The organism is Marinobacter adhaerens HP15 (genome assembly GCF_000166295.1).
GTDB classification, from domain to species: domain Bacteria; phylum Pseudomonadota; class Gammaproteobacteria; order Pseudomonadales; family Oleiphilaceae; genus Marinobacter; species Marinobacter adhaerens.
On sequence record NC_017506.1, the window covers coordinates 498,302 to 524,324 of the forward strand.

The 26,023-nt window shown below is 58.1% G+C and carries 26 protein-coding genes; 19 read left to right on the plus strand and 7 right to left on the minus strand.

The genetic code is table 11. From position 1 onward, the window contains the following. Positions 1-32: 32 nt before the first annotated feature. From HP15_RS02420 to HP15_RS02430, 3 genes are all read left to right on the plus strand, one after another. A complete protein-coding gene (locus HP15_RS02420) occupies positions 33-1,451 on the plus strand; it encodes an FAD-dependent oxidoreductase (RefSeq protein ID WP_008170781.1) in 1,419 nt (472 codons plus the stop codon). A gap of 126 nt (positions 1,452-1,577) precedes the next feature. Beyond that, complete coding sequence (gene hemE / locus HP15_RS02425; protein WP_014576035.1) at positions 1,578-2,642, plus strand: uroporphyrinogen decarboxylase; 1,065 nt, start codon at positions 1,578-1,580, stop codon at positions 2,640-2,642. Between the two features lie 252 nt (positions 2,643-2,894). Further along, on the plus strand, positions 2,895-3,263 hold the full coding sequence (locus HP15_RS02430; protein ID WP_008170777.1) for a PilZ domain-containing protein: 369 nt from the start codon (positions 2,895-2,897) through the stop codon (positions 3,261-3,263). Between the two features lie 252 nt (positions 3,264-3,515). Here the strand turns inward: HP15_RS02430 and radA are convergent, their stop codons facing one another. Together radA and ettA are read right to left on the minus strand one after the other, a co-directional pair. Beyond that, positions 3,516-4,892 (minus strand): DNA repair protein RadA, encoded by a 1,377-nt coding sequence (gene radA, locus HP15_RS02435; RefSeq protein ID WP_014576038.1) that lies wholly within the window; start codon positions 4,890-4,892, stop codon positions 3,516-3,518. Further along, entirely contained in the window at positions 4,892-6,553 is a 1,662-nt protein-coding gene (gene ettA / locus HP15_RS02440) for an energy-dependent translational throttle protein EttA (RefSeq protein WP_014576039.1), read from the minus strand. The genes radA and ettA overlap by 1 nt, the downstream gene beginning before the upstream one ends. 398 nt (positions 6,554-6,951) lie before the next feature. On the opposite strand from ettA, the gene glyA reads away from it, so the two are divergent. The 8 genes from glyA to HP15_RS02480 all read left to right on the plus strand — a co-directional run bounded on the left by glyA (position 6,952) and on the right by HP15_RS02480 (position 13,577). Then, complete coding sequence (glyA, locus tag HP15_RS02445; protein ID WP_014576041.1) at positions 6,952-8,205, plus strand: serine hydroxymethyltransferase; 1,254 nt, start codon at positions 6,952-6,954, stop codon at positions 8,203-8,205. 77 nt (positions 8,206-8,282) lie between these two features. Next, on the plus strand, positions 8,283-8,801 hold the full coding sequence (gene nrdR, locus HP15_RS02450; RefSeq protein ID WP_014576042.1) for a transcriptional regulator NrdR: 519 nt from the start codon (positions 8,283-8,285) through the stop codon (positions 8,799-8,801). After that, positions 8,798-9,913 carry a bifunctional diaminohydroxyphosphoribosylaminopyrimidine deaminase/5-amino-6-(5-phosphoribosylamino)uracil reductase RibD gene (ribD, locus tag HP15_RS02455; protein ID WP_014576043.1) on the plus strand — a complete coding sequence of 372 codons (1,116 nt, stop codon included), beginning with the start codon at positions 8,798-8,800 and terminating at the stop codon, positions 9,911-9,913. Before nrdR ends, ribD begins: the two co-directional genes overlap by 4 nt. A 64-nt stretch (positions 9,914-9,977) precedes the next feature. Beyond that, positions 9,978-11,093 carry a bifunctional 3,4-dihydroxy-2-butanone-4-phosphate synthase/GTP cyclohydrolase II gene (gene ribBA / locus HP15_RS02460; protein WP_014576044.1) on the plus strand — a complete coding sequence of 372 codons (1,116 nt, stop codon included), beginning with the start codon at positions 9,978-9,980 and terminating at the stop codon, positions 11,091-11,093. Positions 11,094-11,140: 47 nt separating this feature from the next. After that, the gene (gene ribH, locus HP15_RS02465) at positions 11,141-11,617 is read left to right on the plus strand and encodes a 6,7-dimethyl-8-ribityllumazine synthase (RefSeq protein WP_008170762.1); all 477 of its coding nucleotides are present in this window, start codon (positions 11,141-11,143) and stop codon (positions 11,615-11,617) included. Beyond that, entirely contained in the window at positions 11,617-12,093 is a 477-nt protein-coding gene (nusB, locus tag HP15_RS02470; protein WP_008170760.1) for a transcription antitermination factor NusB, read from the plus strand. Before ribH ends, nusB begins: the two co-directional genes overlap by 1 nt. A gap of 3 nt (positions 12,094-12,096) precedes the next feature. Then, a complete protein-coding gene (gene thiL, locus HP15_RS02475; RefSeq protein WP_014576045.1) occupies positions 12,097-13,053 on the plus strand; it encodes a thiamine-phosphate kinase in 957 nt (318 codons plus the stop codon). Further along, positions 13,050-13,577 (plus strand): phosphatidylglycerophosphatase A family protein, encoded by a 528-nt coding sequence (locus HP15_RS02480; protein ID WP_014576046.1) that lies wholly within the window; start codon positions 13,050-13,052, stop codon positions 13,575-13,577. Before thiL ends, HP15_RS02480 begins: the two co-directional genes overlap by 4 nt. A gap of 17 nt (positions 13,578-13,594) precedes the next feature. Here HP15_RS02480 and HP15_RS02485 read toward each other — a convergent pair whose 3' ends face one another. Then, positions 13,595-13,798 (minus strand): DUF6316 family protein, encoded by a 204-nt coding sequence (locus HP15_RS02485; protein ID WP_008170755.1) that lies wholly within the window; start codon positions 13,796-13,798, stop codon positions 13,595-13,597. A 404-nt stretch (positions 13,799-14,202) separates the two neighbouring features. Here HP15_RS02485 and HP15_RS02490 point away from each other — a divergent pair, with 404 nt between their 5' ends. Then, positions 14,203-14,763, plus strand: coding sequence for a DUF2057 family protein (locus HP15_RS02490; protein WP_373274858.1), 561 nt, complete (start codon positions 14,203-14,205; stop codon positions 14,761-14,763). Positions 14,764-14,796: 33 nt separating this feature from the next. On the opposite strand, the gene HP15_RS02495 is transcribed toward HP15_RS02490, so the two are convergent. Continuing rightward, entirely contained in the window at positions 14,797-16,326 is a 1,530-nt protein-coding gene (locus HP15_RS02495) for a WS/DGAT/MGAT family O-acyltransferase (RefSeq protein WP_041644951.1), read from the minus strand. Positions 16,327-16,442: 116 nt separating this feature from the next. Next, positions 16,443-17,354, minus strand: a complete 912-nt coding sequence (locus HP15_RS02500) for a LysR substrate-binding domain-containing protein (RefSeq protein WP_014576050.1) — start codon at positions 17,352-17,354, stop codon at positions 16,443-16,445. Positions 17,355-17,469: 115 nt separating this feature from the next. Between HP15_RS02500 and HP15_RS02505 the strand changes: the two genes are divergently transcribed. Continuing rightward, positions 17,470-18,456, plus strand: coding sequence for a glutathione S-transferase family protein (locus tag HP15_RS02505; protein ID WP_014576051.1), 987 nt, complete (start codon positions 17,470-17,472; stop codon positions 18,454-18,456). Here HP15_RS02505 and ispB read toward each other — a convergent pair. Beyond that, a complete protein-coding gene (ispB, locus tag HP15_RS02510; RefSeq protein WP_014576052.1) occupies positions 18,449-19,417 on the minus strand; it encodes an octaprenyl diphosphate synthase in 969 nt (322 codons plus the stop codon). The genes HP15_RS02505 and ispB overlap by 8 nt on opposite strands. Positions 19,418-19,660: 243 nt before the next feature. Here ispB and rplU point away from each other — a divergent pair, with 243 nt between their 5' ends. From rplU to proB, 4 genes are all read left to right on the plus strand, one after another. Continuing rightward, on the plus strand, positions 19,661-19,972 hold the full coding sequence (rplU, locus tag HP15_RS02515; protein WP_008170744.1) for a 50S ribosomal protein L21: 312 nt from the start codon (positions 19,661-19,663) through the stop codon (positions 19,970-19,972). Between the two features lie 36 nt (positions 19,973-20,008). Next, positions 20,009-20,269: a 50S ribosomal protein L27 gene (gene rpmA / locus HP15_RS02520; protein WP_008170742.1), complete on the plus strand. Its 261-nt coding sequence runs from the start codon at positions 20,009-20,011 to the stop codon at positions 20,267-20,269. Between the two features lie 144 nt (positions 20,270-20,413). Continuing rightward, positions 20,414-21,607, plus strand: a complete 1,194-nt coding sequence (gene cgtA, locus HP15_RS02525) for an Obg family GTPase CgtA (protein ID WP_014576054.1) — start codon at positions 20,414-20,416, stop codon at positions 21,605-21,607. Between the two features lie 36 nt (positions 21,608-21,643). Next, positions 21,644-22,768 (plus strand): glutamate 5-kinase, encoded by a 1,125-nt coding sequence (gene proB / locus HP15_RS02530; RefSeq protein WP_014576055.1) that lies wholly within the window; start codon positions 21,644-21,646, stop codon positions 22,766-22,768. A 61-nt stretch (positions 22,769-22,829) separates the two neighbouring features. Here proB and rpsT read toward each other — a convergent pair whose 3' ends face one another. Next, positions 22,830-23,099 (minus strand): 30S ribosomal protein S20, encoded by a 270-nt coding sequence (rpsT, locus tag HP15_RS02535; RefSeq protein ID WP_008170735.1) that lies wholly within the window; start codon positions 23,097-23,099, stop codon positions 22,830-22,832. A 261-nt stretch (positions 23,100-23,360) separates the two neighbouring features. Between rpsT and murJ the strand changes: the two genes are divergently transcribed. Both murJ and ribF read left to right on the plus strand, forming a co-directional pair. Continuing rightward, a complete protein-coding gene (gene murJ / locus HP15_RS02540) occupies positions 23,361-24,941 on the plus strand; it encodes a murein biosynthesis integral membrane protein MurJ (RefSeq protein WP_081449808.1) in 1,581 nt (526 codons plus the stop codon). An 81-nt stretch (positions 24,942-25,022) separates the two neighbouring features. Continuing rightward, positions 25,023-25,994 (plus strand): bifunctional riboflavin kinase/FAD synthetase, encoded by a 972-nt coding sequence (ribF, locus tag HP15_RS02545; protein ID WP_014576057.1) that lies wholly within the window; start codon positions 25,023-25,025, stop codon positions 25,992-25,994. The last annotated feature ends 29 nt before the right edge of the window (positions 25,995-26,023 follow it).

The following is a 26,023-nucleotide window of genomic DNA, read 5'->3' on the forward strand; positions in this document are numbered from 1 at the left end:
CTTGTCGAAATCGAGTTGATGAGAGCATCCAGATGAAAGAACGACTGAGTAATGACTTCCAGTTTGTCGAGGTTGGACGTGTCGATCCGAAAAAGGTCCCGGCCAAGAAGCGGAAGAAAGAGTTTGGTGAAATTTACCACCCCTTCACAGCAGATAACGCGGCGTCCCAGTCCCATCGCTGTCTTGAGTGTGGTAACCCCTATTGCGAGTGGAAGTGCCCGGTTCACAACTATATTCCGAACTGGCTCAAGCTGGTTTCCGAAGGCAATATCATGCGGGCCGTCGAGTTGTGTCACCAGACCAACTCCCTGCCTGAAGTTTGCGGCCGCGTTTGTCCGCAGGATCGCCTGTGTGAAGGTGCCTGCACCCTGAACGACGGGTATGGCGCGGTTACCATCGGGTCTGTCGAGAAGTACATTACCGACACCGCCTTTGCCCTGGGCTGGAAACCGGATATGTCCGCCGTGAAGTGGACAGACAAGAAGGTTGCCGTCATTGGCGCAGGGCCTGCTGGTCTGGGCTGCGCGGACGTTCTGGTTCGCAATGGCGTCAAGCCGGTTGTATTCGACATCTATCCGGAAATCGGTGGTCTGCTGACCTTCGGCATTCCCGAGTTCAAGCTGGAAAAATCCGTTATGACCCGCCGCCGCAAGGTGTTCGAGGAGATGGGCGTGGAATTCCGCCTGTCTACCGAGGTGGGCAAGGACGTTCAGCTGCAGGAGATCATTGACGAGTACGATGCCGTTTTCATGGGCATGGGCACCTACACCTACATGAAGGGTGGTTTCCCGGGTGAGAATCTGCCGGGCGTGTACGATGCACTGCCGTTCCTCGTTTCGAACGTCAACCGTCGTCTCGGCTTCGAGAAAGACGAAGCAGACTTCATCGACATGAAAGGCAAGCGGGTTGTTGTCCTGGGTGGCGGCGATACGGCCATGGACTGCAACCGCACCTCGATCCGTCAGCAGGCCGAGAGCGTCACCTGTGCCTACCGCCGGGACGAAGCCAACATGCCGGGTTCTCGCCGGGAAGTGGCCAACGCCAAGGAAGAGGGCGTTAAGTTCCTCTTCAATCGTCAGCCCATCGCCATTATTGGTGAAGACCGGGTTGAGGGTGTGAAGGTGGTTCAGACCCGTTTGGGCGATCCCGACGAGAATGGTCGTCGCCGTCCGGAAGTAGTCCCGGGTAGTGAGGAGGTTATTCCTGCGGACGCGGTTCTGGTCGCCTTCGGTTTCCGTCCGAGCCCGGCCGACTGGTTCGATGAGCTGAAGGTGAATACCGACGATTCGGGCCGGGTAACTGCTCCGGAAGGCGCAGAGTTCATGTTCCAGACCAGCAACGAGAAAATCTTTGCGGGCGGGGACATGGTCCGTGGTTCCGATCTGGTCGTAACCGCTATCTGGGAAGGTCGTCAGGCTGCCGAAGGCATCATGGATTACCTGGATATCTGATTGCACGGTTGATCCTGATCAGAAGGGCGGTTTCCTAAGGGAAAGCCGCCCTTTTTTATTCCCGCAAACCGGGTATTATGGCCTCCATCCAATTTTCCCCTTTGTACAGAACACGCTGGATTTCCTATGACCGAGCTGAAGAATGATCGTTTCCTGCGCGCCCTGATGCGCCAGCCCGTGGACCGCACACCGGTTTGGATGATGCGACAGGCAGGGCGATACCTGCCGGAGTACCGTGCGACCAGGGCAAAAGCCGGCGACTTTCTCAGCTTGTGCAAGAACACGCCGTTGGCCTGCGAGGTAACTCTGCAGCCTCTGGAACGTTTCCCACTGGACGCGGCGATCCTGTTTTCAGACATCCTGACGATTCCGGACGCTCTGGGTCTTGGCCTGTACTTCGAAACCGGCGAAGGCCCGAAATTCCGGAACACGATCCGCTCCGAAGCCGATGTTGCGGCTCTACCGAAGATCAACGCCGAGGTGGATCTGGACTACGTTATGAACGCGGTTTCCACCATCCGCGGAGCCCTGAACGGCAGCGTTCCCCTGATCGGTTTCTCCGGCAGCCCCTGGACCCTGGCGACTTACATGATTGAAGGTGGCTCGTCCAAGGATTTCCGGGAGGCCAAGAAACTCATGTACGGTCAGCCGGAGGTTATGCGCCGCTTGCTGGACCATTTGGCGGGTGCGGTCATTGATTACCTCAACGGCCAGATCAAGGCCGGTGCCCAGGCTGTACAGATTTTCGATACCTGGGGCGGGGTGTTGAGCAGCTGGGCTTACGAAGAGTTCTCGCTGCGCTACATGAAGAAGATCGTTGACGGCCTGATTCGCGAGAACGATGGTCGTCGGGTGCCGGTAATCCTGTTTACCAAGAATGGCGGTCAGTGGCTGGAATCCATTGCCGATTCCGGTGCCGATGCCGTCGGCCTCGATTGGACCACCGATATTGGCAATGCCCGCGCCAGAATTGGTGACCGTGTGGCACTCCAGGGCAACATGGACCCAGCCATGCTGTATGCGCCGCCAGAGCGGATTCGCCAGGAAGTGGCCGATATCCTGCGTCGCTTTGGCTCTGGCAACGGGCATATCTTTAACCTTGGTCACGGCATTACGCCGGATGTCGATCCGGAGCATGCCAAGGCGTTCATTGAGGCTGTGGTCGAGCTGAGCCCGGAGTATCACCGCTAAGACTTGGATTTTTGCGTCTCCTAGCCTGTGAATATGCGGGCTAGCCTGCTGTAGGGCCCTTTCCAAAAACCGCTACGAGCACGTCCATGTGGCTTGTCTCCGGCCGTCCATGGCCTCCGACATTTTTGGAAAGGGCCCTACAGCAGCCTTGTTGGTTCTGCAGAGATATATCTGCTCAAAAACTCCTCTGGAAGCGATCTTCTGTCCGGTCTATAGTCAGGTAAAACAAGACCGGTAAACAGGAGTAACCACTTGCCCACCAAGACCCCAGAAAAGCGCCGGTTCCACCGGATCGAGTTTGATGCGCCGTGCGAGCTCCACTGCCAGGAATCCGTCTGGACGACAGAGGTGCTGGATATTTCGCTGAAAGGCGTTCTGGTGAAGCGGCCGGAGGGTTGGCAGGTCCCCTTAAAGCAGCCCTGCGAAGTGATTATTCATCTGAATGATCATGAGGCAGGTATTGTTATGGCGGTAGAGCTTAGGCACGTGGAGCCGCACCGGCTGGGTTTCAAATGTCAGTACATTGACCTTGATAGCGCCACGCATCTTAAACGCCTAGTGGAACTGAACCTGGGCGACCAGGCGCTGTTGGAAAGAGAGTTTGCACATCTGATTGATTGACCTTAAAGGGACAGCGAATCACTGACTGTTACCAGTTTTCGACTTTTGGGATCCGTCTTCTAGAGTTTTAAAAGTCAGAGTTCTCCACTGCAGTGAGCAGGCTAGACTGGCATAGGTGCTTCCAAAAATGTCGGAGGCCAGGGATGGCCGAGGACAAGCGCACATGGACGTGCTTGTAGCGGTTTTTGGAAGCACCTATGCCAGTCTAGCCGTTAACTCCCAAACTGGCCGATAACTTAAGAAAGTGCAGGTCTAGAGTTCCTCGAGGGCCGTCAGCGCATCACTGAGCTTGATCACCGGAATCACCTTCATGCCAACGATGGTCTTCCTTGGGGCATTGGATTTTGGCACCAGGGCCCGGGTGAAGCCGTGTTTGGCGGCTTCGTAGATGCGTTCCTGGCCGCTGGGCACCGGGCGGATTTCACCAGAGAGGCCGACTTCGCCGAAGATCACCAGGTCCTGGGGTAGGGCGCGGTCTCGGAAGGAAGAGACGATGGCGGCCAGCAGGGCCAGGTCGGCGCTGGTTTCGTTTACTTTTACGCCACCAACCACGTTTACGAACACGTCCTGGTCGGAAACGTGCATGCCACCATGGCGGTGAAGAACGGCGAGGAGCATGGCCAACCGGTTCTGGTCCAGGCCAACGGCAACTCGTCGCGGGTAGCCGCCCTGGGCCATATCGACCAGTGCCTGGATTTCCACCAGCATGGGGCGGGTGCCTTCCCAGACGACCATCACCACGCTTCCCGGGGCCGCGTCTTCGCCGCGGTTCAGGAAGATCGCGCTGGGGTTCTTCACTTCCTTCAGGCCCTGTTCCAGCATGGCGAACACGCCCAACTCGTTCACCGCACCAAACCGGTTCTTGATCCCCCGAAGGGTTCGATAACGGCTGTCGCTGGAGCCTTCCAGCAGGATTGAGCAGTCAATCATGTGTTCCAGAACCTTCGGGCCGGCCAAGCTGCCGTCTTTGGTGACATGGCCGACCAGGAACAGGATGGTGCCGGTCTGCTTGGCGAAACGGGTCAGGTAAGCGGCGCTTTCGCGTACCTGGGAGACACTGCCAGGGGCGGACTCGATATCCGCCATGTGCATCACCTGAATACTGTCCACTACCAGAATCCGGGGTTTTTCGGCCTCGGCTACCTGCATGACTCGTTCGACACTGGTTTCAGACAGCATCTTCAGGTCTTTGGTTGGAAGGCCCAGCCGTTTGGCGCGCATGGCCACCTGCTGCAGGGATTCCTCACCGGTGACGTACAAAGCGGGGACGCTGGCAGCCAGATGGCAGATGGCCTGGAGTAGAAGGGTACTCTTGCCCGCGCCCGGGTGGCCGCCCATCAGAACAGCCGAGCCCTCGACGAGACCTCCGCCCAGAACCCGATCAAACTCCTGCATGCCGGAGCTGATACGAGGCTGCTCTGCCAGGCTGACATCATCCAGGCTCTGGACCTCGGACAGGCTGCCGGCAAAGCCCTCAAAGCGGCCACCGCGGGCGCCTTTGCTGTTGCTGCTGACGCCGCGGACTTCGCTGATGGTGTTCCAGGCCTGGCAGGCCGTGCACTGGCCCTGCCATTTGGAATAGTCTGCACCGCATTCGGTGCAGACGTAGGCGGTTCTCGTTTTCGCCATCAGGCCAGCTTCTTGTACTTCATGCGCTGCGGCTGCATCGCCGAATCACCCTTGCGCTTCTTGAAGTCCTCGTCGTACTCGGTGAAGTTGCCTTCGAAGTACACCACCTCGCCATCATCCTCGAATGCCAGGATGTGGCTGGCCACACGGTCGAGGAACCAACGGTCGTGCGAGATAACCAAGGCAGAGCCCGGGAAATTCAGCAGGGCTTCTTCCAGGGCGCGAAGGGTTTCCACGTCGAGATCGTTGGTCGGCTCATCCAGCAGCAGCACGTTGCCGCCCTGTTTCAGCAGCTTGGCGAGGTGCAAACGGTTGCGCTCACCGCCGGACAGGTCGCCAACCCGCTTCTGCTGGTCGCTGCCCTTGAAATTGAAGCGGCCAACGTAGGCCCGAGAAGGGGTTTCGTAGTTGCCGACCTTGATGATGTCGTTGCCGTCGGATAGTTCCTCCCAGACGGTTTTGCTGCCGTCCAGATCGCGCATCTGGTCTACATAGGCCAGTTCCACGGTTTCCCCGACGGTGATGTCGCCAGAATCCGGCTTGTCGAAACCGGCAATCATCTTGAACAGAGTGGATTTACCGGCACCGTTTCCACCGATAATGCCCACGATGGCGCCGGGCGGCACGCTGAAGGACACGTCTTCATATAGCATGCGGTCACCGAAGGACTTGCTGATACCGTCGACCTCGATCACCTTGTTGCCCAGACGGGGTCCGGGTGGAATGTAAAGCTCGTTGGTTTCGTTTCGTTTCTGGAACTCCTGGGAACTCATCTCCTCGAAACGGGCCAGACGGGCCTTGCTCTTGGACTGACGGCCCTTGGCATTACTGCGCACCCATTCCAGTTCCTGCTTGATGGCTTTCTGGTGAGAGGCTTCCTGCTTGGATTCCATTTCCAGACGCTTTTCCTTGTTCTCCAGCCACTGGCTGTAGTTACCTTCGAATGGAATGCCATGGCCACGGTCCAGTTCCAGGATCCAGCCGGCGACGTTGTCGAGGAAGTAGCGGTCGTGGGTGATGGCCACCACGGTACCTTCGTAATCGTGCAGGAAGCGCTCGAGCCAGGCCACGGATTCGGCATCTAGGTGGTTGGTGGGCTCATCGAGCAGAAGCATGTCAGGGCCGGACAGCAGCAGACGGCACAGGGCTACCCGGCGACGTTCACCACCGGAAAGTACGTTCACTTTCTGATCCCAGGGTGGAAGACGCAGTGCGTCCGCGGCAACTTCCATCTTGCGCTCGATATCGTGGCCGTCAGTGGCCTGGATGTAGGCTTCCAGCTCGCCCTGCTTCTTGGCCAGGGCATCAAAATCCGCATCCGGTTCGGCGTAGGCGGCGTACACCTGGTCCAGTTCGGCCAGGGCGTCATGGACACCGGAAACCGCTTCATCGACGATTTCCTTGACGGTTTTCTCTTCGTCCAGCTCGGGCTCCTGGGGCAGATAGCCCACGTTGATGCCGGGCTGCGGGCGGGCTTCACCGATGTAATCCTGATCCACGCCCGCCATAATGCGGAGCAGGGTGGATTTACCGGCACCGTTGAGGCCCAGAACGCCGATTTTGGCGCCAGGGAAGAAGCTCAGTGAAATGTCCTTCAGAATCTCGCGCTTGGGCGGGACCACCTTGCCCACGCGGTTCATGGTGTAAACGTATTGGGCCATATTGGCAGAATCCTTTTATCAAACAGTCGCTTGAGAAATGAATACACGTCAGGTGCCTGATCAAGGCCTTCGGGGTGGGCGGTCCGGGATCGTCAAAATCAGGGATGATTTTGTCGAGCGTACAGGGATGTATTCACAGCGTATCCTGGACCGCCCATCCCGAAGGCCGACACCACGGGTGCCAGTACCTGAGAACAGTAATCGAGTAAGGTAACGAAACGTACCTTTGATAGCAATTGAGCAGAAACCGGAGTTGGCCGCATGCCGGTATCTGCGGACGGTATAAAGGATGATTTTTCACCCGTTTGTAAGATAGAATAGCGGCCCAATTTTTCAGGGAGCCTGCGGAGATCGCCAAAGCTCTCCGGGCCAGCCAAGCACACAGGGGCAGCGCATCCATGTTTAATCGTGAAATGAAAATCGCCGGCTTTGACGACGAACTCTGGAACGCCATGCAGGCGGAAGAGAAGCGCCAGGAAGCTCACATCGAGCTGATCGCGTCCGAGAACTACACCAGCCCCCGGGTGATGGAAGCCCAGGGCAGCGTGCTGACCAACAAGTACGCGGAAGGCTATCCTGGCAAGCGCTACTATGGCGGCTGCGAGTTCGTGGATATTGCTGAAGAGCTGGCGATTGAGCGTGCCAAGGAGCTGTTTGGTGCTGCCTATGCCAACGTCCAGCCGCATTCCGGCTCCCAGGCCAACTCGGCTGTCTTCATGGCCCTGCTCAAGCCAGGTGACACCGTTCTGGGCATGAGTCTCGCCCATGGTGGACACCTCACGCACGGCGCCAGTGTCAACTTCTCTGGCAAGATCTACAATGCCGTGCAGTACGGTATTAACACCGACACCGGCCTTCTCGACTACGATGAGATAGAATCGCTGGCTCTCGAGCATAAGCCAAAAATGATCATCGCCGGCTTCTCCGCTTACTCCCAGGAGCTGGATTTTGCCCGCTTCCGCGAGATTGCCGACAAGGTGGGTGCCTATTTGTTCGTTGATATGGCCCACGTAGCGGGTCTCGTAGCCGCCGGCGTCTACCCGGATCCGGTTCCCCACGCCCACGTTGTTGCAACCACGACTCACAAGACCCTTCGCGGTCCCCGTGGTGGGCTTATCCTGGCCTGCGATGACGCTGATCTGCAGAAGAAGCTGAACTCTGCGGTATTCCCGGGCGGCCAGGGTGGCCCGCTGATGCACGTGATTGCCGCCAAGGCCGTGTGCTTCAAGGAAGCCATGAGCGACGATTTCAAGACCTACCAGCAGCAGGTTGTGAAGAACGCCTCCGCCATGGCCCAGGTGTTTGTGGATCGTGGCTATGATGTGGTTTCCGGTGGCACCAAGAACCATCTGTTCCTGGTCAGCCTCATCAAACAGGACATTACCGGAAAAGATGCGGATGCGGCGCTGGGTCGTGCCCACATCACCGTTAACAAGAACGCTGTTCCCAATGATCCGCGGTCTCCGTTTGTCACCTCCGGTCTTCGCATTGGCACCCCGGCGATCACCACCCGTGGTTTCGGCGAGTCCGAGTGTCGCGACCTCGCCGGCTGGATCTGCGACATCCTCGATAACCTGGACGACGAGGCGGTCAACAGCCGGGTTCGTGAGCAGGTAAGTGCACTCTGCGCCCGTTTCCCTGTCTACGGCTAATCGTTTTATAGCTAGACTACAGGCATGACCTGTCGGGCCGACTTTTCGGCCCGGCTTCCTCTTCGGAGCTCCTGACTATGCATTGTCCCTTCTGTGGTGAAGCAGATACCAAGGTGATTGACTCCCGGCTGGTGGCCGAGGGTGATCAGGTGCGTCGCCGCAGGGAATGTCTCTCCTGTCGGGAGCGTTTTACTACCTTCGAATCTGCCGAGTTGGTGATGCCAAGGGTGGTCAAACAGGATGGTACCCGACAACCGTTTGATGAGGAAAAGCTGCGCGCCGGGCTGATGAAAGCGCTGGAAAAGCGCCCCGTGAGCATTGAACAGATTGATGCGGCTCTCAATCGGATCAAATACCGGTTGCGGGCGACCGGAGAGCGGGAAGTGAAGTCCATGCAGTTGGGTGAAGAGGTGATGACCGAATTGCGCCAGTTGGACAAGGTTGCCTATGTCCGCTTCGCCTCGGTATATCGCAGCTTTCAGGATATCAACGAATTCAAGGAAGAGATCGAGAGGTTGTCGGCCGGCAACGGTGAGGCGGCCGTGGATGTTGCCAAAGCGCTGGCGGATAACCACGCCCCGAAAGGCAAGGCATGATCGAGAACCGCGACAGGGCCATGATGGCGCGGGCTGTCCAGCTTGCCTGGCGCGGTCGGTACTCTACCCACCCTAATCCCCGGGTTGGGTGTGTCATTGCCCGGGGAGATCTGGTCCTTGGCGAGGGGTGGCATGAACGTGCCGGAGAAGCCCACGCCGAGACCCGTGCCCTGAGCCAGGCCGGTCCGGATGCCCGGGGTGCGACAGCGTATGTAACACTGGAGCCGTGTAGCCATTTTGGCCGGACGCCGCCCTGCGCCAGGGCGCTGATTGATGCTGGTGTTGCCCACGTCTACGCCGCAACCAAGGACCCGAACCCCTCGGTGTCTGGCCGGGGGCTGGATATGCTCAGGGAAGCTGGAATCCGGGTTACTGAAGGCCTGCTGGCGGAAGAAGCTGCCCGCCTGAATCCGGGCTTCATGAAACGCATGAACACCGGCCGACCCTGGGTGCGGCTCAAAATGGCGGCAAGTCTTGATGGCCGTACCGCCATGGCTTCCGGCGAGAGCCAGTGGATTACCGGTCCTGAGGCACGTCGGGATGTCCAGCGTCTGAGAGCGATCAGTGATGCCATTCTGACCGGTGTCGGAACCGTGCTCGCCGACGACCCCTCATTGACGGTCCGGCGCGAGGAACTGGGGGATATTGGCGACGCGACGGAGCCGTCCAGGCAGCCGCTTCGGGTGATTGCCGACCGCGACGCGCGCACACCGTCGTCTGCGAAGATCCTTCAAGGCGGTAACGTGCAGGTGTTCTGTGCGTCATCCACGCTGGCCACTGCGCCGGCCCAGGATCTCGCGGCCCTGGGCATCAGCCTTACCGGTGTCGCCTGGAAAGATAACGGGATCGACCTGGCCGAGCTGCTGGACTCGTTAGGCGAGCTCGGAATCAACGAGCTGCTGGTCGAGGCGGGGCCTACTCTGGCCGGCACCTTTATTAACGAAAATCTGGTCGACGAACTCTGGCTCTATCAGGCGCCGGTTTTCCTCGGCAGCACGGGACGTCCGACCGCACATCTGCCACTGGAGACCATGGCAGACAAGGTACAATGGAAGGTGCTGGACCGACGTCAGGTAGGTGAGGATCAGCGTCTGATCCTCACTCGCCGGTAATCCATAAACTCAGGTTGTTCCGGCAGCAATTATTTGCCGGAGCGCCGCAAGGGTGCAAAACCATATGGCACTGAACAGCATTGAAGACATCATTGAAGATATTCGTCAGGGCAAGATGGTCATACTGATGGATGACGAAGATCGCGAGAACGAGGGCGATCTCGTGATGGCTGCTGAGCATTGCACGGCCGAAGCCATCAATTTCATGGCTCGTTTTGGTCGTGGCCTGATCTGTATGCCGATGACCCGGGATCGCTGCAAGCAACTGGGCTTGCCGTTGATGGTCCAGCAGAACGCCTCCGGCTTCGGAACCAAGTTTACCCTCTCGATTGAGGCTGCCGTGGGTGTGACCACTGGCATCTCGGCGGCAGACCGTGCACGCACGGTGCAGGCAGCGGTAGCACGCAATGCAAAAGCCAGTGATCTGGTTCAGCCTGGCCATATTTTCCCGTTGATGTCTGATCCCGGCGGTGTTTTGAGCCGCGCGGGGCACACCGAAGCATCCTGTGACCTCGCCGCACTGGCAGGTTGCGAGCCGGCCGGCGTGATCTGCGAGATCATGAATGACGACGGCTCTATGGCCCGCCGCGAAGACCTGGAGCGATTCGCCGAAGAGCACGACCTGAAGATTGGCACCATTGCCGATCTGATCCACTACCGCACCATGAACGAGCGAACCGTTGAGTGTGTTGAAGAAAACGACCTCGACACCGAGTACGGCGTGTTCAAGCTTCGGACATACCGCGACAATATCCAGGGAGCCACCCATCTGGCGATGTTGATGGGAGACATTTCTCCCGATGAGCCGGTATATGTTCGGGTCCACATCACGGACACCCTTCGGGACCTCCTCGGTGCGCGCCGCAAGGATTCTCGCAGCTGGCCCCTGCATCACGCCCTTGAAAAGGTGGCAGAGGAAGGCCGGGGCGCGGTCGTCCTGCTGAACAGCGCCGAGGACAGCTACAACCTGGAAGACCGGATCCAGGAATTCTTTGATGAAGGTAAGGGCTCCTCCGGCAAGGGAAGCTCCGGCGTTTACTTCACGGTAGGTACCGGCTCCCAGATTCTCCGGGATATTGGTGTTGGCAAAATGCGCCTGCTGAGCCCGCCGATCAAATTTTCCGCCATTTCCGGTTTCGATCTGGAAGTGGTCGAATACGTTCCCTACACCCCCGAATGATAAACCCGGTCGTGGCCCCGATGCCGCGACACGTGAAGGAGCCATCGATGGCAGATATCAGAGTAATTGAAGGTGATTTTACCGAGTGCAGCGGGCGCTATGCGCTTGTAGTGGGCCGTTTTAACGGCTTTGTTGTGGAAAGCCTGGTCGAGGGCGCGCTGGATACCCTGCGCCGTCACGGTATTTCCGATGACGACGTCACCATCGTCCGCGTGCCGGGAGCCTATGAAATGCCCCTGGCCGTCAAGCGCGTTGCCGAAACCGGCGAGTACGATGCGATTATTGCCCTGGGTGCAGTTATCCGTGGCGGCACTCCGCATTTCGAGTATGTTGCCGGCGAGGCCTCCAGCGGCCTTGGCGCGGTCAGTCTTGATACCGACGTGCCGGTAACCTTCGGTGTGCTGACGGTGGATTCCATCGAACAGGCCATCGAGCGTTCCGGAACCAAGGCCGGTAACAAGGGTGCCGAAGCGGCAATCACCGCCCTTGAAATGGTCAGCCTGTTCAAGAAGCTGGGTGAGTAATGAGCGAAACCGAAGGTACATCACCGCAGCCGGCTCCGTCTGGCCAACCGAAAGCCGGTGATAGACGCCGTGCCAGGGCCCTCGCTATGCAGGGGCTCTATCAGCGTCATTTCAGCAAGACGGCGATTTCTGACATTGAAGCCGAGTTCATGGTCGACAATGACATGAGCAAGGTCGACCTGCTGTATTTCCGGGATCTGCTCCGTGGGGTACATCGCGAGCAGGGCGAACTGGACAAGCTGATCGAGCCGTTCCTGGATCGGCCTATTAAAGAGGTTGATCCCGTGGAACTGGCGATTGTCCGCCTGGGAGCCTATGAGCTCAAGCATCGGCTTGATGTGCCCTACAAGGTGGTCATTAACGAGGGCATTGAAATGGCCAAGCGCTTTGGTGGCACCGAGGGCCATAAATTTGTTAACAGCATTCTCGACAAGCTGAGCGGCCGACTCCGGCTTGCCGAGACCCGCGCTCGCTAGTCGATGGGCGAATTCGAGCTGATTCGCCGTTACTTTCTGCCGCTTGCCGGGCGGCAGGAATCCGGATCCCTGATCCTGGGCCCAGGGGACGATTGCGCGATTCAGCGTATTCCCGCAGGCCGGGACCTTGTCTTTTCTGTGGACGCCCTCGTGGAGGGTGTCCACTTTCCCCGAAACTACCGTCCCGATTATCTGGGCTGGCGAGCACTTGCCGCCGCTGCCAGCGATCTTGCTGCCATGGGTGCCGACCCGGAATGTTTCACGCTTGCACTGACGCTGCCAGCCGTGGATAAGCAGTGGCTTGAAGACTTCTCGATGGGATTGCGAAAGGCCAGCGAGGCGTTTGGTCTGGAGCTGGCCGGCGGGGATACCACCTCCGGGCCGCTCACCCTGAGCCTGCAGGTGCATGGCACTGTAGAGCAGGGGGCCGGGATTCGACGCTCCGGCGCCCGTCCCGGAGATCTGATTGCCGTGTCCGGAACCCTGGGGGATGCCGGCGCCGCTTTAGACTATCTTTCGGAGCCTGCCCCTTCCGCTGACATGCTTGCCGTGCTTGAGCGCTATCACCATCCCTGGCCGAGACTGGATCTGGCAGGTGCTATACGCCAATATGCCACTGCGGCGGTTGATATCTCTGATGGCTTGCTGGCAGATCTCGGGCACATTCTTTCCGCATCAGGGGTCGGTGCCCGGATCGAGAGTGCCAGGATGCCTCTTTCGCCAGCGCTTATTCGCCTGAAGGGTGAGAAGGCCCTGGACTGTGCACTGCGCTCCGGAGACGATTACGAACTGTGCCTGTGTTTCTCGCGAGAAAACTGGGAGCGTGCCCCGGAATCACTGAAGCGCCAACTCACCGTGATCGGCTTCGTTGAAGCTGAGCCGGGCCTGTATCTCGACGGTGTCGATTGCAGTTTGGAAGCGGTGCCCGCCGGGTTTGACCATTTCAGGAGTGAATTATGAGTCAGGAAGGCGAGACCCCGGAACCGGAGGCGCCGGCAGTCATACTCCCGCCGGGATTCTTGCGTAACCCGGTGCATCTGCTCGCTTTTGGTTTTGGCAGCGGTGCAACGGCGAGGGCGCCCGGCACCTGGGGCAGCCTGGCCGCCATTCCGCTGTGGTACGTCTTCGCCTGGTTACCGCCCGTGGGCTACTGGCTGGTGGTACTGGCTGCTTTTATCGTAGGTATCTGGCTCTGCGGAAAGACGGCTGAAGACCTGAAGGTTCACGACCATGGCGGCATTGTGTGGGACGAATTCGTCGGGATGTGGATTGCCCTTGGCCTCTTCCCTGACACTATCTATGGGGTTCTGGGGGCGTTCGTTCTGTTCCGGCTTTTTGACATTGCAAAACCGTGGCCCATCAATTGGCTGGACCAACACCTGCCTGGTGGTCTGGGTATTATGGTTGACGATGTTATTGCCGGCGTCATGGCCCTGATCTGCCTTTGGGCAGTAGACGTGTGGCTGGTGCCCGTCATGGTCTAGACGGGCACGAAGGCCTGTCAATGAAGCTGTTGTTCTTCCGGCAGCATACGGACCACGTGCAGAAAGCGCTTGAGGCCTGTTTCCGCCCGCTCCCGTGAAGCGAACGGGCCACTGTCAAACCCTTCCCGGGTGGTAAAGTACCATTTGCTCCCTACGCAGAAGAATCGACTACTGCGAAAGGGAACCGGCCCTTCTTCTCCGGTCCTGCGATGGGTGTCCATGGCGTCTCCTGTACTGCCCGCTTTTCGTTCTTGCTTCTCGGGCGCCGCGTTAATATCTGCCGATCTGTTTAAAATTAACCCAATTCGGGGCGAATTCAACATTTTTTTACAATTTTACGGGTTGCGTCTCAATCGGGATCAGCAATGAAGAATCCGGAATGGGCCGCCAAAGCGCGCTGTTGTCTTGCCCTTGTCAGATGCACTCGTCAGAATGCTACGAAACTGGCGCCAGCCTGACGCCATTTCCATCCTCATGCCAAGGAGACTAAATGAACATTTCTCATGTGATCCGTGTTTTTCAATCAACAGGACAGGGTTGGCGTCGAGCTGTCGCACGCGTTCGCGCTGGACTGGTTGCAGTGGCTGTATTGTCTCTGGCGGGATGTGCTTCCAGTGTCAGCGTTGTGGAAACCTGGGAAGGCAACCCGGCGGCAGCGTCCAATGCCGCCACGCTTGAGGCGCCAGGCGAAATCCGGGTGACCCGGGTGAATGGCCGCGTTATGACCAACTTCCTGATGGACGACCTGGCGCTCGACTACGCTTTGCTTCCCGGCGAAAACGAGGTTGTTTTTGTCTACAAGACGATCTGGGCGAAAAGCACCGTGGTCAGAAACGGAGAATCGAAAGTTCACGTAATTGAGAGCGAGCCCCAGGTTGTTCGTTTCGAAGCAGAAGCCGGTGAAACCTATCGTTTCGACTTTGATCAGCCGGAGTCTCGTCAGGAAGCCGAGCAGGAAATGCCGGAGTTCTCCGCTGCTATCGTTTCTTCTGCCGGAATGACCGTGGCAAGCTCAACCGTTTGGGATGGGGAAGAGCAAATGGCCGCTTCCCGCACGCCGATTCCGGCGTCTTCGTCCGACGGCACGCCGGTTAGCGGTGATAATGCGCTTGAACTGCTCAAAGCCATCTGGGAAACAGCGAGTGATGAGGAGAAGAAGGCGTTTCTTCGTTGGGCGTTCGAATAACCCGAGACTTGCTTGAGCGTTTCCGCGGCCCGTTCAGGCCCGGAAACGTTTCAGGGCTTTCTTGAGAAGGCCCTCCATCGCGGTCATGGCATCATCTGCGAGGGTCTGTGTTGGGGAGGCTGCGATGGGTTCTTTGGTTTCCTCTGTTCCGAGCCGTTCCATGGCTGCTTCAATGGCGTTGAGGCTTTCATCCACGTGAGCCTGCAATGACTCTCCTTGGGCCACCACATCGGGGCAGGTGGTGAAATTCAGTGTCAGCCTTCCCTCATAGCTCACCGCTACAATCACCAGTCCCATACTGTCGAACAGCGGCGCCGTATTGTATTGCTGAACCAGGCGTGCACCCTGCAGATACAGTGGAACCTGTGGTCCGGGAACGTTGGTGATTGGCAGATTGAATACTGGCTGGTAACGCTGGGCAATTTGCAATTCCGAGTAAAGTCTTGCGGACAGCGCCAGCATGGTTGAAGGCAGCAGTTCCGTCAGCCGATCTGCAGCAATAGCCTCCCGGTAGGGCTCCGAGGCAACCGCGTTCCAGTGTATGCGCCGTATCCGCTGGGCAGGATTGGTTTCATCGGTCGCCAGATCCAGCAGCATGGCAGACATCTGGTTCCCGGTGGCTCGGCGCAGGCTGTTGGAACGAACCGAAATCGGTGTCATTGCCACCAGGGACTTGTCGGCATTCGCGCCCTCGCTGATCAGATAGCGCTTCAGGGCCTCGGCACAAAGGCCCAAAACCACATCGTTCAGTGTTACGTCCCCGAGAAACGCCTTGATCGCCTTCAGGCGCGAAAGCTCCACGCTGGCGGCGACAATCTGCCGATTTGCCGTAATCTGCCGATTGAAAGGGCTGTTTGGGGCGGAAAACAGGGGCAGCGGGAGGGGCAGTTTGCGTAATTGCTTCTGGATCAGTCCCCGGGCTGTCGCCTCGGCTGCGTTGAACGCCAGAGAGGTGAACTGCAGTGGCGTGCGAATGATGTTCGCACCGGCCTGAAGCATGACCCGTTCTTCCGAGGGTTCTGGTCTGGGCTGCCAGGGTCGAGGTGGCGCAATCGGGCTGGGCTCGGGCGTATACTCCAGCAGTTTGCCAATAATCTCCTCGCCACTGAATGCGTCGATGGCAGCGTGGTGCAATTTGACGATCAAAGCGAAGCCATCACTGCCGGTGTCCTCCTCGTCCAGTTTGAAACCGTCTACGAAGGTGATGTGCCACAGCGGGCGGTCCCTTTTCAGAGGTTCTTCCAGAATCCGTGAGGCCAGCGTCATCAGGCTTGCCTTGCGGCCGTGTTCGCCAAGATTAACGTAGGCGAGGTGGCGCTCGATGCTGAAATCGGGGTCATCAATCCAGTAGGGGCGGCCCAGGCGCAGGGGAATTTCTTTCAGGCGTTGCCGGAAAACCGGCACAACATGCAGGCGGCTTCGAAGGTAGGCGACAAAGGTGCTGAAGGCCAGCGGTTTCTCCCTTTCGGAAGCATCGAAGAGGTAGATGCCTCCGATGTGCATCGGTGTCGTTTCCGACTCGAGATACAGGAACGAGGCATCCAGTTCCGACAGTTGCCGCATCAGAGAGCTCCCTTCGGCGTTGGTTTCAGCTGCAGTATAAACGAAGTGTCGGGTCAAACGGTTGACTCATTTGCCTGGTATGACTCCGAGTTGGAGTCATACCATTTGCTTTATTTTCAGCCTGTTAGCCAGTCTGAAACGGCTCCCTCCGCGCTGAGTCGGTCCCAGAACCACATCAGGGCCTTGCCCTGGTCCTCGGCATGCCTGGCCAGGTGCAGTTTGATTGGTTGGCGCGATTCCTGAACTTCCTTGATGACCAGTTTGCCTTCCTTCAGTTCTGCGCTGATTCGTGCCCTTGGTAACCATCCCACGCCGAGGCCGGCTACCTGTATGGCGATCTTCTGGTCAATATTGGCCACCGTCAGGGTTCGCTGGCGGTGGAATATGCCGGCGTGGCCCGGAGGCAGGGACCTTGATGTATCTGCAGCGACGGCTGCCGGATAACGGGAGATATCTTCCTCGGAAAGCGGGGCTTGGGCATCGGCCAGGGGGTGATCGGCGGCAACGGCGAATACGAATGTCATGTCGCCCAGGGATTGGGTTGTGTAGTTTCCCGCAGGCTTGCTGAAATTATCGGCGCCGATGATCAGATCCACGCGGCGGCTTTGCAGAGCATCCCAGGTTCCGGCAAAGACCTCTTCCACAATTTGTACATCTACCGGTACGCCCAGCTCATAGAATTCCTGGATTGCCGGAAACAGGCATTCCGCCGGCAGCAGTGAGTTGAACCCGATCCGTAACCGCGTTTCCCAGCCCTGGGCGACCTGGCGTGTGGTGTGCGCGAGGTTTTCTGCCGCCTCGAGCAGTGTGCGACCCTCTTCCAGAAGGTAGCGGCCGGCCGGTGTCAGTCGGGCGCGGTGACCGGTTCGGTCGTAAATGGCGACATTCAGGTCCTCTTCCAGCTTCTGCACGGTGTAACTGATGGCGGAGGGAACCCGGAACAGTTCGTTGGCGGCACCGGCGAAACTGCCTTTGCGGTCAATGGCATCAAGGACTTTGAGGGCGTCAATGGTGATGGCTGTATGCATGTTCGAATTATCTGAGGTTGTTGGCCAGAAATGCTTGTTTGAGAGCGTAGCAGGGTCCCCGGTATTCTGCCTGTATTGATTTCATCATGTTCAGGAATTTTAACGGGAGGGCTTTATGGGCCTGCTGATTGATGGCAAATGGCACGACAAGTGGTATGACACCGACAAGACTGGTGGCAAGTTTGAACGGGAAGCAGCGCGTTTCCGGAACTGGGTGACCGCCGATGGCTCGCCGGGGCCGGATGGCGAAGGCGGTTTCAAGGCGGAATCAGGGCGCTATCATCTCTATGTTTCAATGGCCTGCCCCTGGGCGCACCGGACGTTGATTTTCCGGAAGCTTAAAGGTCTGGAGAAGCACATTTCGGTGTCAGTGGTGCACCCTGACATGGTTGAAAACGGCTGGGAATTCCGGCCGGACAGCGAGCAGCACCGGGACCATCTCCATGGATTCCGCTTCATGCATCAGGTCTACACCAAGGCTGCACCGGAATATTCTGGCCGGGTAACAGTGCCGACCTTGTGGGATAAAAAGAAAGAAACGATTGCGAGCAACGAGTCTGCCGAAATCATCCGGATGTTCAATTCGGCATTTGATGGCCTTGAGGGTGTTCGCACCGATCTGGATTTCTATCCCGGGGAGCTGCAAGAAGAGATTGATACTGTGAACGCCCGGGTTTACGACACGGTTAATAATGGCGTTTACAAGGCGGGCTTTGCCACTGCGCAGGATAAGTACGAGGAAGCCTACAATGCGCTGTTTGATTCTCTCGACTGGCTTGAGGAGCGGTTGTCTTCTCAACGGTATCTGGTCGGTGGCCGGCTGACCGAGGCTGACTGGCGGTTGTTCACCACGTTGATCCGGTTTGATGCAGTGTATTACAGCCACTTCAAGTGCAACCGCCAGCGGATCAGCGATTTCCCGGCGCTTTCAGCCTATGTTCGGGACCTCTACCAGGTGCCAGGCGTGGCGGAGACCGTGGATATTGATCAGATCAAACGCCACTACTACGTAAGCCAGAGAACCATCAACCCGACTCAGATAGTACCGGTTGGTCCGAAGCTGGACTTTGACTCACCCCACGGGCGTGAGTCGCTTAGCTAACTCTCGCGACTGCGACCTCGGTCAGCAGTTCCATGGCTTCTTTATGGCCTGAGTCTGGAAGGGATAGAAGGCAGGTCTGGGCCAGTTCCGCCTGCTCCCGCGCTTTTGCCATGGTGTATTCGATTGCGCCTGAGCGCTCAACGATATCCAGGATGCGGGGCAGATCGTCCAGGCCGCCCTTGCGGATGGCCTGACGGATCAACTGCCGTTCTTCCCCGGTGCCATGGCTCATGGCGTGGATCAGCGGCAGTGTGGTCTTGCCTTCAGCCAGATCGTCGCCCACGTTTTTGCCCATGGCTTCGGCGTCGCCCTGGTAATCGAGGACATCGTCCACCAGCTGGAAAGCCAGGCCCAGATGCTTGCCGTAGTCTTTCAGGCCCAGCTCCTGCTCTGCACTGGCGTGGGCAAGCAGTGCGCCGGTGTGGGAGGCGGCTTCGAACAGCATGGCAGTCTTGTTGTGGATGACCTTCATGTACTGCTCTTCGGTGAGGTCCGGGTTTTTCACGTTCATCAGTTGCATAACCTCGCCCTCGGCGATTACCGCCGTGGCGTGGGACAAAACGTCCATGATTCGCAGGCTTTTCAGCTCCACCATCATCTCGAAAGCGCGGGCGTAGAGGAAATCACCTACCAGAACGCTTGGCGCGTTGCCCCAGCGGGCGTTGGCGGTGCTTCGGCCGCGGCGCATGTCCGAGGTGTCTACTACATCATCGTGCAGCAGGGTGGCGGTGTGCAGGAATTCGATCACGGCTGCGAGCTTGAGGTGGTCGTTTTCCTCGTAACCGGCGGCCTGGCTGGAAAGCAGAACCAGTAACGGTCTCAAGCGCTTGCCGCCGCTTTCAATGATGTACTGGGCGATTTTCTCCACCAGGGGAACATCTGACGAAAGCCGCTGGATGATCAGATCATTAACGCGGCTGAAGTCGTCGGCCACGGTGTCGTAAATGCGCTGGGCTGTCATGCGGCTTGTGGATCCCTTGCTGGTGTTATCGTCGTTACGATCGTTGATATTAAAGGCAGGTCGCGGCAATGCTAGGTATTGCCGAAGGTAGTGTCAACTTGGCTTGTGTTGCGGTGCGTCTTTTCGTACAATCACGCGCCCAACTCATCCCAACCTGCGCTCCCTGCTATAGGGTCGCCAGAGCGCCTCCCTTAGAACCAGGTGGATAAGAGCAGGGATGGGTCAATCGTGGAGAACGAGTGAATGTACGCAGTTATTGTTAGCGGTGGCAAGCAGCACCGTGTAAAAGAAGGCGAAACCCTGAAGCTGGAAAAGCTGGAAGTTGAAACCGGTGGCAACGTTGAGTTTGATCGCGTTCTGCTGATCGCCGACGGCGACAAGGTTCAGGTAGGCGCGCCGGTAGTTGATGGTGCCAAAGTGACCGCAGAAGTGGTTAGCCACGGCCGTCACGACAAGGTTCAGATCATCAAGTTCCGTCGTCGTAAGCATCACATGAAGCGTCAGGGCCACCGTCAGTGGTTTACTGAAGTCAAGATCACGGGTATCAAGGGCTGAGGCTCTCGAATTACCCCTTAAATAAGGAGGCTGGTAATGGCTCATAAAAAGGCAGCAGGTAGTACCCGTAACGGTCGCGATTCCGAGTCGAAACGACTTGGTGTGAAGCGCTTTGGCGGCGAGACTGTATCTGCAGGCAGCATCATCATCCGTCAGCGTGGCACTCGTTTCCACGCTGGTAGCAATGTTGGCATTGGCAAGGACCACACCCTGTTTGCGAAAGCAGACGGCCAGGTGAAGTTCGAAACCAAAGGCCCGCAGAGCCGTAAGTTCGTGAGCATCGTTCCGGCTGCTTAAGCAGCGGCGATCCGGTTCTGTCGAACCTTGGGTGGCGCTGATATCCTGATATTATCAGGTTCTCAGAACCATCCGGAGCCCCGCAAAGCTTCCTAGAGGCTGCGGGGCTTTTTAGTTTATGCGCATGGCGCAAAGGGTTGATTCATGAAATTCGTAGACGAAGCCACCATCATTGTGGAAGCCGGCAAGGGCGGTCACGGCTGCCTGAGCTTCCGGCGAGAAAAATACGTTCCCAAGGGTGGCCCCGATGGCGGCGACGGGGGCGATGGTGGTTCCGTATATCTGGAAGCCGAGGAGTCGCTGAACACGCTGATCGACTACCGGTTCCAGCGCAAACACAAAGCCCAGAACGGCGAGCCCGGTTCTGGCCGCAACTGTACCGGTAATAAAGGCGAAGATCTGGTTCTGCCGGTTCCGGTCGGTACCACCGTTGTTGATATGGATACCCATGAGGTCCTGGGAGATCTGACCCACGCCGGCCAGCGCCTCAAGGTGGCCCAGGGCGGGTTTCATGGTCTTGGCAACACCCGTTTCAAATCCTCGGTGAATCGCGCCCCGCGCCAGACTACCAAGGGTTCCGAGGGCGAGTTGCGTAACCTGAGGCTGGAGTTGAAGGTGCTGGCGGACGTGGGTTTGCTGGGCATGCCCAATGCTGGCAAGTCTACCTTTATCCGTTCGGTGTCGGCGGCTCGCCCGAAGGTTGCGGACTATCCGTTTACCACGCTGGTACCCAATCTTGGTGTTGTCAGTGTACAGGCGCACCAGAGTTTCGTGATTGCCGATATCCCGGGTCTGATTGAAGGTGCCGCCGAAGGTGCCGGCCTGGGTATCCGCTTCCTGAAGCATCTCGTGCGCACCCGTCTACTGCTGCACCTTGTGGATGTGGCACCGTACGATGGCTCGTCGCCCGCCGATGCGGTTAGAGCGATCGAGCATGAGCTTGAGAAGTTCAGCGAAACTCTGGCCAACCGTCCGAGATGGCTCGTACTGAACAAGGTCGACATGGTGGCCGAAGAAGATCGCGATGCTCATTGTCAAGCCATTGTCGATGAGCTCGGATGGGAAGGGCCGGTTTTCTGGATCTCTGCGCTCAGTGGCGAGGGCACCAAGTCCCTGGCTCAGGCCGTCATGCGCTGGATCGAAGAGCAGGCTGAGGAAGAGGCCCAGAATCCGGAATTCGCGGAGCGGGAGGCCCAACGTCGCCGGCAGATGGACGACGAAGCTCGCGCCCGTATTGAAGCCGAGCGTCAGGCACGCCGCGCGGCCCGCGAAGAGGACGATGACGACGACCTTGACGATGATGATTACGATGTCGAAGTGGTCTACGCCCCGGAGTAAACCAAGGACTGATACCAGAGAGATCGCTCAAGCACCATGACTGAACGCCTACAGCTGCGCCAGGCCCGTCGCCTGGTTATCAAGATCGGAAGCGCTTTGCTGACCAACGATGGTCGTGGCCTGGATGTGGCGGCCCTGGGTTTGTGGGTGGATCAGATCGCCGAGCTTATTGAAGATGGCGTGGAGGTGGTTGTCGTTTCCTCTGGTTCCGTCGCCGAGGGAATGAGTCGTCTTGGCTGGACTGTCCGGCCAGAGCAGCTCCATGAGTTGCAGGCTGCTGCAGCAGTTGGTCAGATGGGTCTGGTGCAGACCTGGGAGGCCCAGTTCAAACGGCACGATATCCATACCGCCCAGATTCTGTTGACTCATGACGACCTCTCGGACCGCAAGCGTTATCTGAATGGCCGGGGAACCCTCAGAGCCCTGCTGAACCTCGGTGTCGTGCCCATTGTGAACGAAAACGACACTGTGGTTACCGACGAGATCCGGTTTGGCGATAACGACACCCTGGGCGCCCTGGTTGCCAATCTGATTGAGGCGGATGGCCTGATTATCCTCACTGACCAGCTGGGCCTTTTTGACAAGGATCCCAGGAAGCATTCGGATGCCTGTCTGGTGACCGAGCGCAGGGCCGGCGATCGCGAACTGGATGCCATGGCGGGTGGCGGCGCCGGTGTTCTCGGGCGCGGCGGCATGCAGACAAAGTTGCGTGCTGCGCGTCTTGCTGCCCGGTCGGGGGCTTTCACCGTCATCGTTGGTGGTCGCATTGAGGGCGTGATTGGTCGCCTGCGGCAGGGTGATGTAATCGGTACTCTGTTATTGCCGGAGCAGGGCCGGATTGCTGCCCGAAAGCAATGGCTCGCCAGCCACCTGCAGACCCGTGGCAGGCTGACTCTGGATGATGGTGCGGTGAAAGTGCTGTGCCTGGGTGGCCGCAGTCTTCTGCCGGTGGGTGTTAAAGGTGTGTCGGGGCAGTTTCGCCGTGGCGAGATGGTGTCCTGCTTCGACCAGAGTGGTCGTGAAATCGCCCGGGGGCTGGTTAATTACGACGCCGACGAAGCCAGGGCCATTGCCGGCCGCTCTAGTGACCGGATTACCGAGATCCTTGGCTATATGTCAGGCGAGGAGATGATCCACCGGGACAATCTGGTGATTGTGTGATAATCGCTCGTCCATAAAAAAACCGGCCAGATGGCCGGTTTTTTTGCCTGAATCGAGCTAATTAGGCGCTCTTCAGGGCCTTGATCTTGGCGCTCAGGCGGCTCTTGCTACGAGCAACCTTGTTCTTCGCGAAGATGCCTTTGTTGACCATGCTGTCCAGAATCGGCTGAGCCTGCTGGAAAGCGGCCTGGGCTTCTTCGTAGTTGCCGGCTTCGATCTTGGATTGGATCTTTTTCACATAAGTACGAGCCATGGAACGCAGGCTTGCATTGTGCTTGCGGTTCTTCTCGTTCTGACGTGCGCGCTTCTTGGCTTGCGGGGAATTTGCCACCGTAAAACTCCTGAAAATCTCAAATTCGTTGCTGAATGATTCGTTACATCGCGGGCGCGCCAAAACCAGCGCGTCGAAATAAATGACGCGGAACTATGCCGCTCAAACCTTCAAATGTCAAGGCTAAAACCCATTTCATGCCCCGACACAGAAGGCCTGTGGTAAACTCGCGGCTCACTGAACGCGGGCTTGACCGGGAAGCAGGTACTTCCCGAAATACGAGCGCCAAAAGGATATCCAGAATGCCAAGCAAGGGCCTGCATGTCGTCGGAACCTGAATCAACGCCTGAACAGAAGCAATTACCCAAGCCGCCAGGACTGCTCAGATCGTCGGGGCTCGTCGGTATTATGACCATGCTGTCCCGGGTGCTGGGTCTGGTTCGGGATATGGTCATCGCTCGCTATTTCGGTGCCGGTGCCGGTGCCGATGCTTTTTTTGTGGCTTTCAAGATTCCGAATTTCCTGCGTCGGCTATTTGCAGAAGGCGCCTTCTCCCAGGCTTTTGTGCCTGTCCTGTCATCCTATCGGGAGAATCAGTCGCTCTCGGACGTTCAGCGGCTGGTCAATGCGGTGGCTGGCTCCCTCGGTTTGGTGCTGTTGGGCGTCACGCTGGTGGCCATTCTCGGGGCGCCGGTGCTGACGGCGGTCTTTGCCCCTGGTTTCCTGGATGATGAGGTGAAATTTGCGCTGACCAGCGATATGTTGCGCATCACCTTTCCGTATCTGTTGCTGATATCCCTGACGGCCTTTGCTGGTGGCATCCTCAACAGTTACGATCGCTTTGCGGTACCCGCGTTTACCCCGGTTCTTCTCAATCTGGCGATGATTGCGGCGGCCATCTGGTTGACGCCGCTGATGGATGAGCCGGTGATGGCTCTGGCCTGGGGTGTTTTCATTGCCGGCGCCCTGCAGTTGTTTTTTCAGCTGCCGTTTCTGATGCGATTGGGCCTGCTGCCACGGCCTCGTGTGGATTATCGCCACGAAGGTGTCAGCCGGATTCTCAAGCTGATGGCGCCTGCGCTGTTCGGGGTGTCCGTCAGCCAGATCAACCTGTTGCTTGATACGGTTCTGGCGTCCTTTCTCCAGACCGGCAGCGTTTCCTGGTTGTATTACTCTGATCGGCTCTCGGAATTGCCCCTCGGCGTGTTCGGGATAGCCATTGCGACGGTTATTCTGCCGAGCCTTTCCCGTAAACACGCAGCGGCGTCAGCGGACCAGTTCGCCGCCACCCTGGATTGGGCGGTTCGGGCGGTCCTTTTGATTGGTCTTCCGGCTGCCCTGGCGCTTGCGCTGTTGGCCGAGCCGCTGATTGCCACCCTGTTCCACTATGGCGCGGTTACCGACCGGGATGTGGCCATGTCGGCGCAGAGCTTGCGAGCCTATTCCGCAGGATTGCTGGCGTTCATGCTCATCAAGGTTCTGGCGCCGGGGTTTTTCGCAAGAGAAGACACCAAAACCCCGGTCAAGATCGGCATCATTGCCATGGTGGCAAACATGGTGTTCAACCTGATTCTCATTTTCCCGCTGGCCCATGCCGGCCTCGCGCTGGCCACCTCAATATCGGCCTGGTTGAATGGCTACCTTCTTTGGCGCGGACTGCGTAAGGAAGGGGCCTGGCAGAGCCAGCCCGGCTGGCCCCGGTTTCTGCTACAGCTGCTTTTTGCCAACGGTGCCCTGGCGGCCGTCATTGTCTGGCTCAACGCCCCGGTGTCGGTGTGGCTGGCAAACGGAGGCTATCAGCGTGCAGCGGACATGGCGATGCTGGTAGCGGCGGGTGTCGCCGTGTACTTCGTTGCACTGGCGCTGGCCGGGGTTCGGGTAAGACATTTCCGCCACAGGTAAGGTATAATCGCGCGTTTTCTCACCAGCGTTGCGGTAAAAGTGAGCGCTGAAAGCTAGCTGGCAATTGAAGGTTCGCATTGCATGCGTCTGATCCGGGGCCTGACCAACCTGAAAATGCTTTCCCGTCGGGAGGATTCACCGCTCGCCAACGGGTGTGTCGCCACCATCGGTAACTTCGACGGTGTGCACCTTGGGCACAAGACCATTATTGATCAGGTCAAAAGCAAGGCCAAGGCTCTGGGCGTGCCCTCGGTGGTGATGATTTTCGAGCCCCAACCCCGGGAGTTTTTTCAGGGCAGGGAGGCGCCGCCGAGGCTGATGGGATTTCGTCAGAAGTTCGAGGCCCTGCTGGCGGAAGGCATCGATATTGTGCTGTGCCTGCGCTTCAACCAGGCGTTCCGTAGTTATTCGGCCATGGGCTTTATCGACGATGTTCTGATCCATGGATTGGCCGTTCGTCACCTGGTGGTCGGCGATGATTTCCGTTTTGGCTGTGATCGGGCGGGCGATTTCGCGCTTCTCGAGAAAGTTGGATACGACGCCGGATTTTCCGTCGAGAATACCCTGACAGTAACCGTCGACGGCGAGCGAGTAAGCAGCACACGTGTCAGGGATTTACTCACGGTGAATGGGCTCGAGAAAGCCGAATCGCTGCTGGGCCACCCCTACCGAATCCGGGGGAGGGTCGTGTATGGCCGCCAACTGGGGCGCCAGATTGGTGCGCCAACCGCGAATATTCTGTTACATCGGACACCCGCCCTGCGCGGTGTCTATGTGGTTGCCGCCACCCTGGACGACGGCGCCCGATTCGATGGCGTTGCCAATATTGGTGTACGTCCGACTGTTGACGGCAAGCGGCCCTCACTGGAAGTGCACCTGTTTGACTTTGCTGGCACACTTTATGGCCAGCACCTGGAGGTTGTGTTCCGGCATGGCCTGCGGGACGAGGAAAAATTCGGTTCTGTGGACGAGCTGAAAGATCAGATTGCCCGGGATTTTGACCATGCCCGAGCGTGGATTGCCGAAAACGGCTCTGTGAAAAGCGCGGATTGAAACGCCCGGCTGCGCCCCAACGAATTAAT